Source organism: Aquabacterium sp. A7-Y, from assembly GCF_026153205.1.
In the GTDB taxonomy this organism is placed as follows: domain Bacteria; phylum Pseudomonadota; class Gammaproteobacteria; order Burkholderiales; family Burkholderiaceae_C; genus Caldimonas.
On the sequence record NZ_JAPFBW010000022.1, the window covers coordinates 16017 to 32526 of the forward strand.

General features: G+C 69.8%; 18 protein-coding genes. 15 read left to right on the forward strand and 3 right to left on the reverse strand.

Annotated features, from left to right (window positions below):
* Nucleotides 1–5: 5 nt before the first annotated feature.
* The 5 genes from OOT46_RS19250 (at nt 6) to OOT46_RS19270 (ending at nt 4551) form a co-directional block, all read left to right on the forward strand.
* The gene (locus OOT46_RS19250; RefSeq protein ID WP_265405252.1) at nt 6–734 is read left to right on the forward strand and encodes an energy transducer TonB; all 729 of its coding nucleotides are present in this window, start codon (nt 6–8) and stop codon (nt 732–734) included.
* The gene (locus tag OOT46_RS19255) at nt 731–1489 is read left to right on the forward strand and encodes a MotA/TolQ/ExbB proton channel family protein (RefSeq protein ID WP_416136227.1); all 759 of its coding nucleotides are present in this window, start codon (nt 731–733) and stop codon (nt 1487–1489) included. The genes OOT46_RS19250 and OOT46_RS19255 overlap by 4 nt, the downstream gene beginning before the upstream one ends.
* Nucleotides 1490–1511: 22 nt before the next feature.
* On the forward strand, nt 1512–1931 hold the full coding sequence (locus OOT46_RS19260; RefSeq protein WP_265405254.1) for an ExbD/TolR family protein: 420 nt from the start codon (nt 1512–1514) through the stop codon (nt 1929–1931).
* 239 nt (nt 1932–2170) lie between these two features.
* Nucleotides 2171–3538 (forward strand): TIGR03118 family protein, encoded by a 1368-nt coding sequence (locus OOT46_RS19265; RefSeq protein WP_265405255.1) that lies wholly within the window; start codon nt 2171–2173, stop codon nt 3536–3538.
* A gap of 239 nt (nt 3539–3777) precedes the next feature.
* A complete protein-coding gene (locus tag OOT46_RS19270; protein ID WP_265405256.1) occupies nt 3778–4551 on the forward strand; it encodes a ferredoxin--NADP reductase in 774 nt (257 codons plus the stop codon).
* Between the two features lie 73 nt (nt 4552–4624).
* Here OOT46_RS19270 and OOT46_RS19275 read toward each other — a convergent pair whose 3' ends face one another.
* On the reverse strand, nt 4625–5266 hold the full coding sequence (locus OOT46_RS19275) for an NAD(P)-dependent oxidoreductase (RefSeq protein WP_265405257.1): 642 nt from the start codon (nt 5264–5266) through the stop codon (nt 4625–4627).
* 113 nt (nt 5267–5379) lie between these two features.
* Between OOT46_RS19275 and OOT46_RS19280 the strand changes: the two genes are divergently transcribed.
* From OOT46_RS19280 to OOT46_RS19290, 3 genes are all read left to right on the forward strand, one after another.
* On the forward strand, nt 5380–6303 hold the full coding sequence (locus tag OOT46_RS19280; RefSeq protein WP_265405364.1) for a LysR family transcriptional regulator: 924 nt from the start codon (nt 5380–5382) through the stop codon (nt 6301–6303).
* 67 nt (nt 6304–6370) lie between these two features.
* A complete protein-coding gene (locus tag OOT46_RS19285; RefSeq protein WP_265405258.1) occupies nt 6371–7228 on the forward strand; it encodes a ChaN family lipoprotein in 858 nt (285 codons plus the stop codon).
* A complete protein-coding gene (locus tag OOT46_RS19290; protein WP_265405259.1) occupies nt 7225–8439 on the forward strand; it encodes a CaiB/BaiF CoA transferase family protein in 1215 nt (404 codons plus the stop codon). Before OOT46_RS19285 ends, OOT46_RS19290 begins: the two co-directional genes overlap by 4 nt.
* A gap of 30 nt (nt 8440–8469) precedes the next feature.
* On the opposite strand, the gene OOT46_RS19295 is transcribed toward OOT46_RS19290, so the two are convergent.
* Nucleotides 8470–9102 (reverse strand): DUF2238 domain-containing protein, encoded by a 633-nt coding sequence (locus tag OOT46_RS19295; protein ID WP_265405260.1) that lies wholly within the window; start codon nt 9100–9102, stop codon nt 8470–8472.
* A gap of 88 nt (nt 9103–9190) precedes the next feature.
* Nucleotides 9191–9937 (reverse strand): helix-turn-helix domain-containing protein, encoded by a 747-nt coding sequence (locus OOT46_RS19300; RefSeq protein ID WP_265405261.1) that lies wholly within the window; start codon nt 9935–9937, stop codon nt 9191–9193.
* A 141-nt stretch (nt 9938–10078) separates the two neighbouring features.
* Here OOT46_RS19300 and OOT46_RS19305 point away from each other — a divergent pair, with 141 nt between their 5' ends.
* From OOT46_RS19305 to OOT46_RS19335, 7 genes are all read left to right on the forward strand, one after another.
* Complete coding sequence (locus OOT46_RS19305) at nt 10079–10543, forward strand: YiaA/YiaB family inner membrane protein (RefSeq protein WP_265405262.1); 465 nt, start codon at nt 10079–10081, stop codon at nt 10541–10543.
* A 54-nt stretch (nt 10544–10597) separates the two neighbouring features.
* The gene (locus tag OOT46_RS19310) at nt 10598–11032 is read left to right on the forward strand and encodes a hypothetical protein (protein WP_265405263.1); all 435 of its coding nucleotides are present in this window, start codon (nt 10598–10600) and stop codon (nt 11030–11032) included.
* Between the two features lie 5 nt (nt 11033–11037).
* Nucleotides 11038–11850, forward strand: a complete 813-nt coding sequence (locus OOT46_RS19315; protein ID WP_265405264.1) for a DUF2145 domain-containing protein — start codon at nt 11038–11040, stop codon at nt 11848–11850.
* A 211-nt stretch (nt 11851–12061) separates the two neighbouring features.
* Nucleotides 12062–12679, forward strand: a complete 618-nt coding sequence (locus tag OOT46_RS19320; protein WP_265405265.1) for a hypothetical protein — start codon at nt 12062–12064, stop codon at nt 12677–12679.
* A gap of 24 nt (nt 12680–12703) precedes the next feature.
* Entirely contained in the window at nt 12704–14593 is a 1890-nt protein-coding gene (locus OOT46_RS19325) for an MFS transporter (RefSeq protein ID WP_265405266.1), read from the forward strand.
* 273 nt (nt 14594–14866) lie between these two features.
* Nucleotides 14867–15541, forward strand: a complete 675-nt coding sequence (locus tag OOT46_RS19330; RefSeq protein WP_265405267.1) for a CAAX prenyl protease-related protein — start codon at nt 14867–14869, stop codon at nt 15539–15541.
* Between the two features lie 113 nt (nt 15542–15654).
* A complete protein-coding gene (locus OOT46_RS19335) occupies nt 15655–16497 on the forward strand; it encodes a 23S rRNA (adenine(2030)-N(6))-methyltransferase RlmJ (RefSeq protein WP_265405268.1) in 843 nt (280 codons plus the stop codon).
* Nucleotides 16498–16510 lie beyond the last annotated feature (13 nt).

The following is a 16510-nucleotide window of genomic DNA, read 5'->3' on the forward strand; positions in this document are numbered from 1 at the left end:
ATCCTGTGCCAGCCTCTCCTGCACCGATCCCGCTGGACCTGCGGCGGGTCGATGCCGCTTACGGCAGCGGCACCTCCGCTCCCGAGCGGGTCGCCGCGATCGGGGCCGTGGTGGTCGCGCACCTGGCGGCCGGCTGGGGCTTGATGCAGGTCGATGCCGTGCGCGAGGCGGTCAGCGAGGCCGCGCCCATCTTCGTCAACTTCGTGCAGGTGGCTCCGCCGCCGCCGGTGCCCGCCCCGCCGCCCCCTCCGCCGCCCGAGCCGCCGAAGCCGCGCCCCAGGACACCGCCGCCGCCGGCTCCCGTGGTCACGGCGCCGCCCAGCCCGGCCCCGGCGCCCTTTGTCGCGCCGCCGCCACCGGTCGAGCCGCAGCCGCCAGCGCCACCCGCGCCCGAGCCGGCTCCCCCCGTGCCGCCGGCGCCTCCGGCTCCGCCCGCACCGGCTCCGCCGCGCACCATCTCGGCCACCGAACTGCAGGTGGTCACGCCGGTGAGCGTCGTTTATCCGACCCAGTCCAAGCGCCTGGGCGAAGCCGGTCGTGTGGTGCTGCGGACGCTGATCGATCCCACCGGACGGCCGGCACAGGTGCTGGTCAAGTCCTCGTCCGGTTATGCCCGGCTCGACGACGCGGCCGTCAACGCCATGCGTGCGGCGCGTTTCCGCCCCCCGATGCGAGACGGCAAGCCCGAAGCCGTCTGGGCAGAGATGCCCATCCTTTTTGAACTGGAGAACTGACCGTGAACCCCTCCACCTCCCTCGGCTTCGGCCACTTCATCGCCCAGGCCGACGTCATCGGCAAGGCCTTGCTCGTGATGCTGGTGCTGATGTCGGCCATCTCGTGGTACCTGATCATCATGAAGGGCATCACCCAGTTCGTCCGCAAGAAGCGCAGCGAACAGTTCCTGAGCTTCTTTTGGAACGCCAGCTCGCTCGACGCGGTGCAGAACGAGATATCGACGCATGGCGTGCGCGACCCCTTCTCGCACCTCACCGCCCATGCGATGCACGCCCAGGCCCACCACGCGAAGTACGGCGCTGCCAAGCTGGAGGAGGCGGGCAGCGCGCAGGACTTCCTGACCCGCACGATCAAGAAGACCCTCGACGAGGAGACCATGCGTCTGGAGAACGGCCTCACGATGCTGGCCACCATCGGCGCGACCGCTCCTTTCGTCGGCCTGTTCGGCACGGTCTGGGGCGTCTACCACGCCCTCGTGGCGATCGGCATGAGCGGCTCCGGCACGCTGGACAAGGTGGCCGGCCCGGTGGGCGAGGCCCTGATCATGACCGGCATCGGCCTGGCTGTGGCCATCCCCGCCGTGATGGGCTACAACTGGCTGACCCGCAGCAACCGCGTGCTGACCGCCAAGCTCGACGCCTTCGCCTTCGAGCTGTTCACCTTCCTTTCGATGGGCCAGAGCCTGAAGGGCGAAAACGTGCGGCCCCTGAACCCGAACGGCCGTCACGGCGGCCAGCCGGCGCACGCCGCCTGAGCCGACGCGAAGGAGCACTTCCATGGCATTCGCCAGTTTCGACAACAAGTCCTCCGGCGCCCCGATGGCCGAGATCAACATGGTGCCGCTCATCGACGTGATGCTGGTGCTGCTGGTGATCTTCATCGTCACCGCGCCGCTGCTGACGCACGCCGTCAAGCTCGACCTGCCCAAGGCCACCGCCGAGGCCAACCAGCTCAAGCCCGAGAAGGTGGAATTCGCGATCGACGCCTCGGGCACGCGATTTTTCAATGGCGAGGTGGTCAGCCGCGAAGAGGCGATCAAGCGTTTCGCCACCGAGGGCGCCCGCCAGCCCCAGCCCGAGGTGCACCTGCGCGCTGACCAGAACGTGCCCTACCGCTATGTGGCCGAAACACTGGCCGACGCTTCCAAGGCCGGTCTGAGCAAGATCGGCTTTGTCAGCGAGCCCGAGCAGAAGTAGATTGCTCCGTCCCGAGCGAGGCCCTGCCCAGGTCCTCGCGGGACACCCGTCATTACCCAGGCTCTAGGCAGCGCCCGCTGCCCGGCCCAGGCAAGGCGTACCGGAGGGCCGACAAGGTCCCGTCCTGCCTGCAAGCCCGTCTTGTCCTGTTGTCTCCGGGTGTAGTCGCACCGCCAGGTCGCCCTGCTGATCGTCGCTCCGGTGTTCGTGAACCCCTCCGCCACCTACGGGAGACTGTCATGCAACGACGCGATTTCATCGGCTGGCTCGCCAGCTCGGCCCCCCTGTCTGCCGCCGTCCTCAGCGCTTGCGGCGGCGGCAGCGACGACAACGACGACACCGACAATCCCCCCGAGACGCCCCAGCCCAACCGCTACGCGGCCGAGTGGCTGGTGGCCGACCCGCAGGCGGCCGGCGCCTTCCCGCCGGCGCTGGACGAGGTGGAGCGGATCGACGAGTTCCTCAACGCCTGGGGCATCGCGATCCGGCCGGCCGGCGCGGGCGGGCACTTCTGGGTCGCCGCCGGCGGCTATTCCTTCCAGTTCGTCGGCGACGTGCGGGCCTCCTCGGACAGCTCGCTGCGCATCTTGTTCCAGGATGCGCTGGCCCTGGTCAAAGTGCCGGGTGCCGGTGTGCCGGACGGCGAGACCGAAGTCACGGACACGACGAAGTTCATCGGCTTCACGACCGGGGTGGCTTTCAACGGCGCGCCGCTGGATTCCGGGCAGTTCCTGGTGCGCGATCAACCCGTCGAGGTGGGCGGCCGGACCGAGCTGCTCACCGGCTCGGCGCGTTTCGTGTTCGCGACCGACTCGGGCGTGATCTCGGGCTGGACCGAGCGCGACGCGGACACCGGCGCCATCGTGCGCCAGGACGGGCCGGCGATGCCCATGATCGACCTGTCGGCCAGTGGCAGCCAGTTTTTCGGCCTGGCCGTGAAAACCGGCAGCTGGGACGAGCTGTGGGCGGCTGACTTCGGCAGCCAGCCCCAGATCCGCGCCTGGGACAGCCAGTGGCGGCCGCTGGACCTGGCGGCCCGCGGCGCCTTCGCCAACCCCTTCATCGAGGGCCGGACCCAGGCCCGCCCCGGGGACTATGTGCCCTTCAACATCCAGGTGCTGCGCTGGGGCGGACGCGACTGCGCGATCGTCGCCTATGCCAAGTCGCAGCCCGACCCCGCGGATCCGACCCGTTTCCTCGCGGGTGAGGAAGACGCGATCGCCGCTGACCAGGAAGGCGATCGCCCCGACCGTGGCCGGGTCGCGATCTTCGACCTTGAAGGCCGCTTGCTGCAGCGCATCGAGGACGATGGCCGGCTGAATGCCCCCTGGGGCCTGGCGGTCGCGCCGGACAGTGGCTTCGGGCGGCTCTCCGGCGCCTTGCTGGTCGGCAACTTCGGTGGCCGGGGGCGGATCGCCGCCTACGACGACGAGGGCCGTTTCCTCGACTTCCTGCGCGGCAGCGACAACGAGCCGTTCGCGGTGCCCGGCTTGTGGGGCCTGCAGTTCGGCAACGGCGCCAGCCTGGGCGACGCGAATGCGCTCTATCTGGCGGCCGGGCCGGGCGACGAGACCCAGGGGGTGTTCGGTGTGCTTCGGCCGGCGTGAGCGAACGTCGAACCGGTCACGCGGGTGACCGCTACGCGCGACCGGCCGGGGTATTCTTGTGCCGAACCAGCTCCAAAATCCGACGCGGGGCCGCGCGTCGGACCGGTCCGCCGTCCTGCAATGCAGGCTTGCGTTAGATCAATCCGTTATTTGTGTATGGATGATTCATTTCCGATTCATCTGTATGATCGCCCTTCATCGGGTTCTCCCTTGTCCATTCCAACTCGCCCTCTCATGCCATGAGTGCCTTCAACGAAGAACGCGTGCTGAGCGTCCATCACTGGACCGACCGCCTGTTCAGCTTCAAGACCACCCGCGACCAGGCCTTCCGTTTCCAGAATGGCCACTTCACGATGATCGGTCTCAAGGTCAACGGGAAGCCGCTGCTGCGCGCCTACAGCGTGGCCAGTGCGAACTACGAGGAGCACCTCGAGTTTTTCAGCATCAAGGTGCCCGATGGCCCGCTGACCTCGCGGCTGCAGCACCTGAAGGAAGGCGACACCATCCTGGTCGGCCGCAAGCCCACCGGGACGCTGCTGCTGGACTACCTGCTGCCCGGCAAGCGGCTCTACATGCTCGCCACCGGCACCGGCCTGGCGCCTTTCCTGAGCGTGATCCGCGATCCGCACACCTATGAGCGCTTCGAACAGGTGGTGTTGGTGCACGGCTGCCGCACCGTCGGCGAGCTGGCCTACCAGGACCTGATCACCCAGGAGCTGCCGGGCCACGAGTTCCTCGGCGAGCTGGCCTCGCAGCAGCTGCTCTATTACCCGACCGTGACCCGCGAGCCCTTCCGCAACCAGGGCCGCATCACGACCTTGATCGAGAACGGCAAGCTGGCGGCCGACCTGGGCGTGCCGCAGCTCGACCGCGAGAACGACCGGGTGATGATCTGCGGCAGCCCGCAGATGCTGAAGGACCTGAAGCAGATGCTCGACGAGCGCGGCTTCCACGAGGGCAACACGCACACCCCGGGCGACTACGTCATCGAACGGGCCTTCGCCGAGCAGTGAGATGCGACGCGGCAGCTGCCGCGATGCACGACCCAAGGGGCTTCGAGCCCCTTTTTTTTCGGGTCGCCTGTCCTCAATACGCCGCCGTGAAGCGCCGCCGGACGTGCTGCGGATACTCCACTTCGTCGAGGATGGCGACCGCCAGGTCGGCCACCGACAGACGGCCGGGCTGGTCCCCGTCCATCAAGGGCTGGTCGCCACCAAGGCGGAAGCCGCCGCGCCGCGGGCCCGGCTCCAGCAGGATGGGGGGCGACACGAAGGTCCATTCCAGCGCGGTCTCGGCCTGGATGAGCGTGAGGGCCTCGCGCGCGGCCAGCGCGCCCTGTTTCCACTGCGCCGGGAACTCCGGCGTGTCGACCAGCTGCACCCCCGGTGCAACGTACAGGCTGCCGGCGCCGCCGACGATCAGCAGCCGTTTCAGCCCGGCGCGCTTGACGCCCTCGATGATGGCGCGCGTGCCGCGCAGGAACTCGTCGTGCAGGTCCGGGTGTTCCCAGCCCGGGTTGTAGGCCGACAGCACCGCGTCATGCCCTGCGACGGCGGCCGCCACCTGGGCGGCGTCGACGACGTCGGCCTGCACGGCGCTCATCCCCGGCCGGGGCGCCAGGCGCCCGGGGTGGCGCGACAGCGCCGTCACTTCATGGCCGCGCTGCAATGTTTCCTGCAGCAGGGCCGAGCCGACGAAGCCGGTGGCGCCGATCAAAGCGAGTTTCATCACTCCTGTCCTTTCTGTTTGACCTCGAAAGAGGCGACGGTTCAACGATAGAGGATGAAGCAGCTCTACACTAGTCACGCAAATTGGCATTCGTAGTTCAGAAAAACTTCATGATCGAGCAGCTCAAGCGCATGGCCGTGCTGGCCGCCGTGGTCGAGCACCGCTCGATGAGCGCCGCCGCGCGGGCCCTGGGCACCACCACCTCGGCGGTGAGCCAGCAGGTGCGCCAGCTCGAGCGCGACATGGGGGTCACCCTGCTGCATCGATCCACCCGTCGCCTGCAGCTGACCGAGGCGGGTGAACGGTTCCACGCCGGCTGCGCCGCGATGGTCGCGGCGGCGCGCAGCGCCGAGCAGCAGCTCGCGCAGCTGCGCGACGCCCCGCTCGGCGAGCTCAGGGTGGCCTCCCCGGTCGGCTTTGCGCGCCACCTGGGACCGGCGCTGGCACCGCTGCTGGCGGGCAATGCCGGGCTCAGCCTGCACCTGCAGGTCGACGATGCCCTCATCGACCTGGCCGAGGCCCGCATCGACCTCGCGATCCGTTTCGGTCGCCTGCCAGATTCCAGCTGGGTCGCGCAGCGCCTCGCCGAGCTCGACCTGGCGGTCTGCGCCGCGCCCGCCTACCTGGCGCAGCGCGGCGTGCCCGCCAACCCGCAGGACCTGGCGGGCCACGAGTGGCTGCGTGTGGACCAGCGCCACCCGATGCCTCCGCTGGAGCTGCTCGGACCGCACGGCGCGGCGGAAAGGGTGCGACCGCGGGCGCGCGCCACCAGCAACAACCAGCTCTCGCTGCAACAGCTCTGCGAAGCCGGCCTCGGGCTCGCGGTGCTGGCACTGCAGGACATCGAGGCTTCCCTCCAGAGCGGCGCCCTGGTCACCCTGCTGCCCGACTGGCGCCCCGCCCCCTTGCCCATGTATGCGGTGACGCCGCAGCGTGGCACCCAACCTGCGAAGGTGCGCCATGCCATCGCCGCCCTGCAGACCTATCTGCTGGGCCTGCGCGGTGGCCGGGTGCTGCGCCCGGTGGGTGGGGCCTGAGGACCCGCACCGCACGGGCGCGTGTTCCGACATACCGGCCGCCTTCGTGCGCGGTTAGCATGCCCGCATGAAAGCGGCCTCCCGTGTCCACCACGTCCTGCGCCGGCCCCGGCGCGCCTGCCTGGCAGCGCTCGTCGCCCTGTGGCTGTGGCCCGTTCTCGCCACAGCGCAGTCGGCCTGGCTGTTCGGCGAACGCCACGACCACGCCGACCACCAGCGCCAGACGGCCGACGAGATCGCCCGGCTGGCGAAGCAGGGGCATCTGCACGCCGTAGTGATCGAGATGGCGGGGCAGGGGGCGAGCACCGTGGCCCTGCCGCCTGATGCCAGCGAGGCCCAGGTGCAGGCGGCGCTGGCGTGGAACGACAAGGCCTGGCCCTGGTCGCGCTACCGGGACGTGGTGATGAACGCGGTGCGAGCCGGCCGCCCGGTGTTCGGCGGCAACCTGTCGCGCCCGCAACTGCGCGAGGCGATGCGGCAGGGGCGCTGGGACGACACGGTGCCCGCTGCGAACCAACGCCGGCTGACCGAGGCGGTGCGCGACGGCCATTGCGGCTTGCTGCCCGAGGCGCAGCTGCCCGGCATGGTCCGCATGCAGCTGGCGCGCGACGACGCGCTGGCCCGGGCGGTCCGGCAGGCAGCCGAGGGCGCGGGCCGCGACGCCGTGGTGGTGCTCCTGGCCGGCTCGGCGCACGCCTCGCGGGAGCTGGGCGTTCCACTGCACTTGCAGAAGCTGGCACCGCGCCTGCCGCTGCGCACCATCGCCTTCTCGTCCAGCCACTCGCCCGCGGCGGCAGAGCCTGGCTTCGACGACTGGCGGCCGGCCCCCCACGAACCCCCGGCCGACCACTGCGCCGCCTTGCGAGGTGCGTGGCCCGCGTCGTCCCCCGCCAGCTCGCAAGCCCCTGCCCAGGACCCACGATGACCTCGACAACCCCTGCCTGCTCCGACACTCGCGGCCCGCTGGCCGGCCTGCGTGTGGTCGAACTCGGCCAGCTGATTGCCGGCCCCTTCGCGGCCAAGACGCTGGCCGACTTCGGCGCCGACGTGATCAAGGTCGAGCCGCCCGACGGCGGCGACCCGCTGCGCCAGTGGCGGCTGCTGCACGAGGGCACCAGCGTCTGGTGGCAGGTGCAGTCGCGCAACAAGAAAAGCGTGACCCTGGACCTGCGCCAGCCGGAGGCGCGCGAGATCGCGCGCCGGCTCATCGCCGAGGCCGATGTGCTGATCGAGAACTTCAAGCCCGGCGTGATGGAAGGCTGGGGGCTGGACTACGACAGCCTGAGCGCGAGCAACCCCGGGCTGATCATGCTGCGCATCAGCGGCTACGGCCAGAGCGGGCCCTACAGGGACCGACCCGGCTTTGGCGTGGTGGCCGAGGCGATGGGCGGTCTGCGCCACCTGAGCGCGGAGCCCGGCCGGGTGCCGGTGCGCGTGGGTGTCAGCATCGGCGACACGCTGGCCTCGCTGCATGGTGTGATCGGTGTGCTGATGGCGCTGCACCATCGGCGCGAGAGCGGCCGCGGCCAGGTGGTGGACGTCGCGCTCTACGAGGCGGTGTTCAACTGCATGGAAAGCCTGCTGCCCGAGTACAGCGCCTTCGGCGTGGTGCGCGAGCCGGCCGGCTCGGCCTTGCCCGGCATCGCGCCCAGCAATGCCTACCCGTGCCGCGACGGCTGGGTGCTGGTGGCCGGCAACGGCGACTCCATCTTCAAGCGGCTGATGGGCGCGATCGGCCGCGACGACCTGGCCGCCGACCCGGAGCTGGCGAACAACGTCGGCCGGGTGCGCCGCGTGGCCGAGATCGATGCGGCCATCGCCGCGTGGACCGCGTCGCGGGCGGTGCCCGAGGTGCTCGACACGCTGGAGACCGCGCGTGTGCCGGCCGGCCGCATCTACACCGCCAAGGACATCGCGGAAGACCCGCACTACCGGGCGCGCGGCATGATCCAGCGTGTCGAGAGCGCCGACGGCCTCAGCGTGGAGGTGCCGGGCGTGGTGCCGGTGCTCTCGGCGACGCCTGGCGCGATAGGCCGGCGTGCGCCCACGCTGGGCGAGGACACGCAGGCGGTGCTGCGCGAGGTCGGGGTGACGGCCGAGCAGCTGCAGGCGCTGCGGGACCGCGGCATCGTGTAGCCAGCACAGCCTGTCTGTCCCCACAGGAACTCAGGGCGACGGCGGGCGGGATGCCGCCGTCCCCAGCTGACGATCGTGCAGGCGTCGAAACAGCCCCAGTGCCGCGACCGCGCCGAGGAGCGCCAGGAACATGTCCGATTGGGTGTCCCAGGGATCGCCCTGGGTCCCCAGGAATTCGTCGGCCCCCTGGCCCAGCGCCAGCGCGGCGGCCGATTCGGCCAGCTCGTAGGTCGCACTGATGCTCAGCACGATGCAGACCACGAGGAAAGTCAGCATCGCGCGGCCGCGTACATGGTCGCCGCGGATCAGGATCTCGCGCGCGACGAGTGCCGGCACGAAACCTTGGAAGAAGTGGCCGATCTTGTCGTAGGGGTTGCGTTGCAGACCCAGCACCTCGGCGATCTGGAAGCCGAGCGGGACTCTCGCATAGGTGTAGGCCCCGCCGACCATCAGCACCACGCCGTGCAGGAAGATGCACAGATACAGCAGCGTCGTGAGCGGGAAGCGGCGCTGCGTCGCCCAGAGGACAGGCAGCGCAATCACGACCGGCAGCACTTCCAGCGCCCAGGTGAGGCGATCGTAGGGCTGGATGCCGGACGCCAGGAGCAGCGCCAGCAGCGCCAACGAAGCGAAAACCAGGGATCGGGTACTCGGTGTGTCCATGTCTGAGCTGCTTGGCCGTGTTTGAATCTCTGTCCATGCCGCCGGCGCCTTGCCGGGTGGCGGCAGCATACCCGTGCTGGTGCCCGCTTCACGCCGCCCCGTTGTTGCGCTTGAGGTCCCGGAAGGCCGCGAACAGCCAGGAGCGCATGCCGATCACCAGGGTGTAGGGCGCCCGCTGCGAGGCCGGCAGCTTCTGGTCGGCCAGGTGCTGCTGCGCGAAGTCCTGGGCGACGCGCTGCAGCCTCTCGTTGAAGAGGTTGGCCAGGCTCTTGCCGATCGAGCCGTGCACCAGTGTCAGCATCTCGCCTTCGCCGTCGAAGCCGCCGCTGTAGTAGTCGTCCACCACTTCGGCACGGAAGTACTGCATCACCGGCCCGTGCGGTCGCCAGCGGAATCCCTTGGCGACCTTGAGCCGGTAGCGGTTCATGGGCTTGAGCTCGATGATGCCGAGGCGGTCGAGCTGGGTCAGGTACTTCACCACGTCGGCCTCGCTGAGCGTGTAGGTCGACAGCATCTGCTCGAAGGTCCACTGGCTCAGGCAGCAGATCGCCACCAGCAGCAGGCGCCGGTCGGCGATCACGGCCTTCTCCTGCTCCACGCTCAATTCGCGCCGCAGCGGCTGGGCGTCGGCGACACGACGCGCCAGGTCGGCGAAGTCCAGCTTCAGCACCCGGCAGATCTCGTCGATGCGCGACAGCGGCATGTCGCCCTTGGCGAACACACGCTTGACGCTGGACTCGGCCATGCCCAGCTGTGTCGCCAGCTCGGCATAGGTGATGCCGGCGGCCTTCAGCTCGGCCTTCAAGGCGGTGACGAGGTCCAGGGTGGTACTCATGATGTGGGGGTCTCCTCTCCCAGGTGAAGTATCTCCTGAAGATACCAGAGGTCGCGTGGAAGGCAACAGCGTATCGTTTCCTTGCCGGCCGGGCGGCGGCTCGGCACGATGCGCAGCATGTTCAACAGCCCTGAGGCTTGCATGCGTACCCACCCTGCCATCCGTCGCGATACCTCCGCCTGGAAGGCACAAGTCTGGATCTCCTTCGGCACTGCGGTCACGCTGTGCGCCACCGGCCTCGCCTGGCTGCCGGGCGAGGACATCCACCGCGCATTCATGGTGATGGGCTACGTGTTCTGTCTCTCCTCGGCCTTCGCGCTGGCGAAGTTCGTGCGCGACAACGAAATCCGCAAGACCGACACCCCGATGTGGAAGCTGGTGGTCTGGGGCGGCTTCGGCGTGTCGATGGCGCTGACCGCCTGGGGCCTGTGGCGCATGGGCATCAACCCGACCTACAAGGCCTACCTGGGCGTGAGCTGGCTGTTCCTGATCTCCAGCGTCTTCACGCTCGCCAAGACCCTGCGCGACGCCCACGAGGCCGACCTGGCCCAGGCCCGCATGGAAGGCGCTGCGCTGCGCCCGGCCTCCACCCAGGACGCCGCCTGATCGACCCCGCCGGCCCGTCGGCCGGCGCCACCGTCCCTTCCTGAGGAGCCATCCATGAGCTTCCGTCTTGTCCTGCCAGCCGCGCTCGCGGCTCCGGTGCTGGCCCTGGCCTGCCTCGGCCTGCCCGGGTCCGCGCTTGCCCACCCCACCCATGTCTCCGAAGCGAGCGCCTTGTCGGCCCTGCCGCTGGCCGTCTCGGTGGCGGCGCCCGTCGGCCTGCTGTCCGGCGGCGTGGTCCTGAGCGTGGTGGCTGTCGAGGCCTCGGTCGACGGCACCGTCTGGGTGCTGGAGCGTGCCTCCGACGGCGCCCGGGCCAGCCTGCGTTTTGCCGGCCAGGCGGCCGGCGCCGTGCTGCTGTCGGCCGGCACCGCGGTGACGGTGGTCGCACTGGGCGCCGGCTGGGTGCTGTCGGCCGCCGGCGAGGCCATCGCCTTCATCCCCAATGAGCTGGGCGCGGCCCTGCTCTACAACGAGCGCCTGACGCGATGAGCGCCATGGCCTATCCCCACGCGCGTCGGCAGCTGCGTGCGCTGCCGGCCCTGGCCGCATTGATCGCGGGGCTCCTGCTGGCAGGCCCTGCGCAGGCCGGCCGCTCCTGCGAGCACAAGCCGATGGCCACCCAGACCCTGGTGCGCGGCATCGAACTGGCGCAGCGCACCACCCGTTTCCTCGACGCGTCAGGCGAGCAGGTGGTGGTGATCGCCCGCGTCGGCCAGGACCTGCGCCGCCATGGCCTGCACTATTCGCACCTCGGTTATGCCTTGCGCGAGACGCCCGGCGGGCCCTGGCGTGTGGTGCACAAGCTCAACCAGTGCGGCACCGACCGCGCGGCGCTCTACCGCCAGGGGCTGGGCCAGTTTTTCCTCGACGACCTGTTTGCCTTCGAGGCCGGCATCGTGCGCCTGAGCCCCGAGCTGCAGGCGGCGCTGCTGCCGGTGCTGCGCGATCCCCAGCGGGCGGCGCGGCTGCACACGCCCGCCTACAACATGCTGGCCTACCCGTGGGCGCAGCGCTACCAGCAGTCCAACCAGTGGGCCGTCGAGACGCTGGCGATGGCGGCCGACCCCGGCGCGCGCACCCGCGAGCGTGCCCAGGCCTGGCTGCGCCTGAAGGACTACGAGCCGAGCGAGCTGCGCATCGGCACGCTGACTCGCCTGGGCGGGCGCATCAGCGCGGCCAACATCGCCTTCGACGACCATCCCAATGGCCAGCGCTACGCCGGGCGCATCCACACCGTCACGGTGGACTCGGTGTTTGCCTGGCTGGAGCGCAGCGGGCTGGGCGGGCGGGTGGAGGTGGTGCGATGAGCCGCCGGCCGACATACCTGTTGGACGAGGGGTCGTCACCAAGGGCCGAGCGCCGGGCCGCTCCCAAGCCGGCCCGCGTCCCCTCGGGGGACCGGCCGATGTACTCATCGGACGAGGGGTCGTCACCAAGGGCCGAGCGCCGGGCCGCTCCCAAGCCGGCCCGCGTCCCCTCGGGGGACCGGCCGATGTACTCATCGGACGAGGGGTCGTCATGACGGTTCGCTCACTGGCTTGGGCCTGGGCGGCCTGGACGCTCGTCACCGCGCTCGCGGGGGCTTATTACGCCGCCGGCCGATTGGCCTCCCGGCCCGTGTCGGTGCCGCTGCTGCTGACGCCGGGCCAGGTCGTCCAGGCCGAGGTCGGCAGCGTGCTCGGCCACCATCTCGTGATGGGGCTGCAGTCCGAGCGTGTGCCTCGCCACCTGGACTTGCAGCCGGTCGCAGGCGGCGCCCCGAGCGTGCCCGGCGACGGCCGCACGCACAGGCTGCAGAGCCCGGCTGCCGCGGTGCAAGTCGAGGTGTCGGTGCAGTCGCGCCGTCGCGCCGAGCCGGTGCCAGGGCCCACTCCGAATGTGCCGGCCGGCCGCAGCAGCGTGACGCTGAAGGTGACCGAGGTCGCGCCCGGACTGCGCGGCGAGACGGTGCGCTTGCTGGTCCAGGCGCCCGTGACCTTCAAGACCACCCAGGCCGGCTACCACTGGCTGTGGTTTTATTGGCTGGCACTGCCGGTATTTGTACTGAGCCAGTATGTCTGGGCCCTGGTGCTGGTGGTTAAATCCCAGCGACGTCGGACAGCCGCTGCCGTGCCGCTCTCGCAAGCCTATTCCTGAGCCGCCGGCCGCACCTCATCACCTATGCAGCAAGAACAACACACCAGCCAGTTCGCCCTGTTGAAGCAAGGCCGCTTCGCACCGTTTTTCTGGACCCAGTTCCTGGGCGCGGGCAACGACAACCTGTTCAAGTTCGCTTTCACGGTGCTGGTCACCTACCAGCTGCAGGTGGCCTGGCTGCCGCCGGCGCTCGCGGGCCTGGCGATCGGTGCGCTGTTCATCCTGCCCTTCCTGCTGTTTTCCGCCACCAGCGGGCAGCTGGCCGACAAGTACGACAAGGCGGTGCTGATCCGCTTCGTCAAGTCGCTGGAGATCGCCATCATGGCGGTGGCCGGCTGGGGTTTCATGACCCAGCAGGTGGCGCTGCTGCTGGCCTGCGTGTTCCTGATGGGGCTGCACTCGACGCTGTTCGGCCCGGTCAAGTACGCCTACCTGCCGCAGCACCTCGACGAGCGTGAACTGACCGGCGGCAACGGCATGGTCGAGATGGGGACCTTCGTCGCCATCCTGCTCGGCAACGTCGCCGGCGGCCTGCTCATCGCGGTGCCGGGCTCGGGCAGCACCTATGTCGCATGGGCCTGTTTCGGCCTCGCGGTGCTGGGCCGGGTCACGGCCCAGCGCGTGCCGGTCTCGCCCGCCACCGACCCGCAGCTGAAGATCAACTGGAACCCGGTCACCGAGACCTGGCGCAACCTGAAGCTCGCCGGCGACAACGTCGCCGTGTTCCGCTCCATCCTGGGGATCTCCTGGATGTGGTTTTTCGGCGCCGTTTTCCTGTCGCAGTTCCCGGCCTTCGCCAAGGACGTGCTGCACGGCAACGAGCAGGTGGCCTCGCTGCTGCTGGTGGTGTTCTCGATCGGTATCGGTGTCGGCTCGCTGCTGTGCGAGACGCTGTCGCGGCGCCATGTCGAGATCGGCCTGGTCCCGGTGGGCGCCTTGGGCATGAGCGTGTTCGCGATCGACCTCTACTTCGCTTCGCGCGGCCTCCCGGCAGGCGCCAGCCACGACCTGGCGAGCTTCGTGGCGCAGCCTGGCCACTGGCGCGTGATGGCCGACCTGCTGCTGCTGAGCCTGAGCGCCGGGCTCTACAGCGTGCCGATGTATGCGCTGATCCAGCTGCGCGCCCAGCCCAGCCACCGGGCCCGCATCATCGCGGCCAACAACATCCTCAATGCGTTGTTCATGATCGCCAGCGCCGTGATGGCCGGCGGCCTGCTCGAGGCCGGCTTCACGATCCCCCAGGTGTTCCTCGTCACCGGGCTGCTCAACGCGGTGGTGGGCTTCTACATCTTCATGCTGGTGCCCGAGTACCTGCTGCGTTTCGTGGCCTTCCTGCTGTCGCGCTGCATCTACCGCTTCAAGGTGCGCGGCGACGAGCACATCCCGGCCCACGGCGCCGCCATCGTCGCGGCCAACCACGTGAGCTTCGTCGACGCCATCCTGCTGATGGCGGCCAGCCCCCGGCCCATCGTCTTCATCATGGACCACCGCATCTTCCGCATCCCGGTGTTGGGCTGGCTGTTCAAGCTGGCGCGCGCGATCCCGATCGCGCCGCAGAAGGAAGACCCGGCCACCTACGAGCAGGCCTTCGCCCGCGCCGCCGAGGTGCTGCGTGAAGGCGACCTGCTGGGCATCTTCCCCGAGGGCGCGATCACGCGCGACGGCGAACTGCAGGCCTTCAAGGGCGGCATCATGAAGATCTTGGAGGAGCAGCCGGTGCCGGTGGTGCCGGTGGCGCTGCAAAACCTCTGGGGCTCCTATTTCTCGCGCGTGGAGCAGGGCCAGGCGATGGTGCGGCCGTTCCGGCGCGGCCTGTTCAGCCGGGTCGGCCTGGTGGCGGGGCCGGCGCTGCCACCGCAGCAGGTGAGCCCCGAGAGCCTGCGCGAGCAGGTGGGCCGCCTGCTCGCGAGCTGAGACGCCCGGCGCGGCAGCCGGCCTGCGGGGTCGCGCGCCGCTTTCTTGCCGCCCTCCAGGCGCGCCCCCTTCCAGGCTGCCCCGTCGCTGTCGAGGGCGACCGCCTGCCGGCGTGGGCCGGCGCTGGAAGCACCCTGCCGGCGCCGATGGCGCCGCGTTTCATTGCAGCTGTGCAGCGCTTGCGACACCACTGATACGAATTGTCAGCTTCGTCAGCGCCAAGCTGGGGCATTCTTCCGCCCATTTACATCGAAGATGTCAGGGGCTCTTTTCATGCCGTTCCAGTTGTCCCGCGCCGCGCTCGCGCGGATCGTGCCCTTCGCCTTGTTCATGATCCTGCTGGTGGTCCGCGGTGCCGTGCCCGAGGACTCGGGCCTGGACGGCCGCTGGATCTACGGCGTCTGCGTGGTCGCCGTGGCGGCCGTTCTCGTGGGGTTCCGGCGCGAATACGTGGAACTGGCTCGCGCCACGGCGCCCCGCCTCGGCGAGTGGGTGCTCGCCATTGGCGTGGGGCTGGCGGTGTTCGGGCTGTGGATCCACATGGACCTGCCCTGGATGGTGGTGGGCGAGCCGACCGCCTCGTTCACGCCGGTCGATGCGGAGGGCCGGCTCGACTGGCCGCTGATCGTGGTGCGCTGGATCGGCGCGGCCCTGCTGGTGCCGGTGATGGAGGAGCTGTTCTGGCGCTCCTTCCTGATGCGCTGGCTGGAGCAGCCGCAGTTCGAAGGCGTCGATCCCCGGCGCGTCGGGCTCAAGGCGATCGCCCTGTCCACCGGCGTCTTCGCGCTGGCCCACACCCTGTGGCTGGCCGCCATCGTGGCCGGCCTCGCCTATGCCTGGCTGTACCGCCACACCGGCAAGCTGTGGGTGCCGGTGATCTCGCATGCCGTCACCAACGGCGTGCTGGGGGTGTGGGTGGTGACGACCGGCGAGTGGGCCTTCTGGTGAGCCGGCGGCGAGCCACCCGTCTTCGCGCAGCGGCTTGAGCCGCCCCGCTGTCCCGCAGGCGCTACAGTTCACCCTTGGCGCGGCGCCGCCGCGCACCGAACCAGGCTCCCACCATGCTCGCCTACCGACATGCATTCCACGCGGGCAACCATGCCGACGTCCTCAAGCACCTCGTGATGGTGCAGGTGCTGCGCTACCTGGGCGAGAAGGAAAAGCCGTACTGGCTGATCGACACCCACGCCGGTGCCGGCGCCTACAAGCTGCAGGGCCGTTATGCGCAGCAGAACGCCGAGTTCGAGAACGGCATCGGCCGGCTGTGGGAGCGCGACGACCTGCCCGAGGCGGTGGCCGACTACGTCGCGCTGGTGCGCGAGCACAACGCCAGCGGCGCGCTCAAGCACTATCCCGGCTCACCCGCGCTGGCGCTGCAGCTGCTGCGCCCGCAGGACCGGCTGCGCCTGTGGGAGCTGCATCCCACCGACCTCAAGCTGCTGGCCCAGCACTTCGGCAGCCAGCCGCACACCGAGGTCCACCACGGCGACGGCTTCAGCGGCCTGAAGTCGCAGCTGCCGCCGCCTTCGCGGCGCGGCGCGGTGCTGATCGATCCGCCCTACGAGATGAAGGCCGACTACGGCCTGGTGGTCAACACCGTGCGCGACGCGCTGAAACGCTTCGCCGAGGGTGTGATCATGGTGTGGTACCCGCACCTTCCGCGGCTGGAATCGCAGCAACTGCCGCAGCGCCTCAAGTCGGTCGCGCCCAAGGGCTGGCTGCATGTGCGCATGACGGTGCAGCAGCCCGATGCCCAGGGCTATGGGCTGCTGGGCAGCGGCATGTTCGTGATCAACCCGCCGTGGGTGCTGCACGACCGGCTGCGCGACCTGCTGCCGTGGCTGACGGAGGCGCTGGCGCAGTACGACGGCGCCAACTACCTGCTGGAGCAAATGGCGGCCTGAGGGTCGCCCTGCG

What these genes read in the sequence shown, in the direction of transcription:
- OOT46_RS19295 (WP_265405260.1), bottom strand. Translation starts at nt 9,102, where the DNA reads ATGGACACACCGAGTACCCGATCCCTGGTTTTCGCTTCGTTGGCGCTG.
- OOT46_RS19260 (WP_265405254.1), top strand. Translation starts at nt 1,512, where the DNA reads ATGGCATTCGCCAGTTTCGACAACAAGTCCTCCGGCGCCCCGATGGCC.
- OOT46_RS19275 (WP_265405257.1), bottom strand. Translation starts at nt 5,266, where the DNA reads ATGAAACTCGCTTTGATCGGCGCCACCGGCTTCGTCGGCTCGGCCCTG.
- OOT46_RS19270 (WP_265405256.1), top strand. Translation starts at nt 3,778, where the DNA reads ATGAGTGCCTTCAACGAAGAACGCGTGCTGAGCGTCCATCACTGGACC.
- OOT46_RS19305 (WP_265405262.1), top strand. Translation starts at nt 10,079, where the DNA reads ATGCGTACCCACCCTGCCATCCGTCGCGATACCTCCGCCTGGAAGGCA.
- OOT46_RS19300 (WP_265405261.1), bottom strand. Translation starts at nt 9,937, where the DNA reads ATGAGTACCACCCTGGACCTCGTCACCGCCTTGAAGGCCGAGCTGAAG.
- OOT46_RS19290 (WP_265405259.1), top strand. Translation starts at nt 7,225, where the DNA reads ATGACCTCGACAACCCCTGCCTGCTCCGACACTCGCGGCCCGCTGGCC.
- OOT46_RS19325 (WP_265405266.1), top strand. Translation starts at nt 12,704, where the DNA reads ATGCAGCAAGAACAACACACCAGCCAGTTCGCCCTGTTGAAGCAAGGC.
- OOT46_RS19320 (WP_265405265.1), top strand. Translation starts at nt 12,062, where the DNA reads ATGACGGTTCGCTCACTGGCTTGGGCCTGGGCGGCCTGGACGCTCGTC.
- OOT46_RS19265 (WP_265405255.1), top strand. Translation starts at nt 2,171, where the DNA reads ATGCAACGACGCGATTTCATCGGCTGGCTCGCCAGCTCGGCCCCCCTG.
- OOT46_RS19335 (WP_265405268.1), top strand. Translation starts at nt 15,655, where the DNA reads ATGCTCGCCTACCGACATGCATTCCACGCGGGCAACCATGCCGACGTC.
- OOT46_RS19315 (WP_265405264.1), top strand. Translation starts at nt 11,038, where the DNA reads ATGGCCTATCCCCACGCGCGTCGGCAGCTGCGTGCGCTGCCGGCCCTG.
- OOT46_RS19330 (WP_265405267.1), top strand. Translation starts at nt 14,867, where the DNA reads ATGCCGTTCCAGTTGTCCCGCGCCGCGCTCGCGCGGATCGTGCCCTTC.
- OOT46_RS19285 (WP_265405258.1), top strand. Translation starts at nt 6,371, where the DNA reads ATGAAAGCGGCCTCCCGTGTCCACCACGTCCTGCGCCGGCCCCGGCGC.
- OOT46_RS19310 (WP_265405263.1), top strand. Translation starts at nt 10,598, where the DNA reads ATGAGCTTCCGTCTTGTCCTGCCAGCCGCGCTCGCGGCTCCGGTGCTG.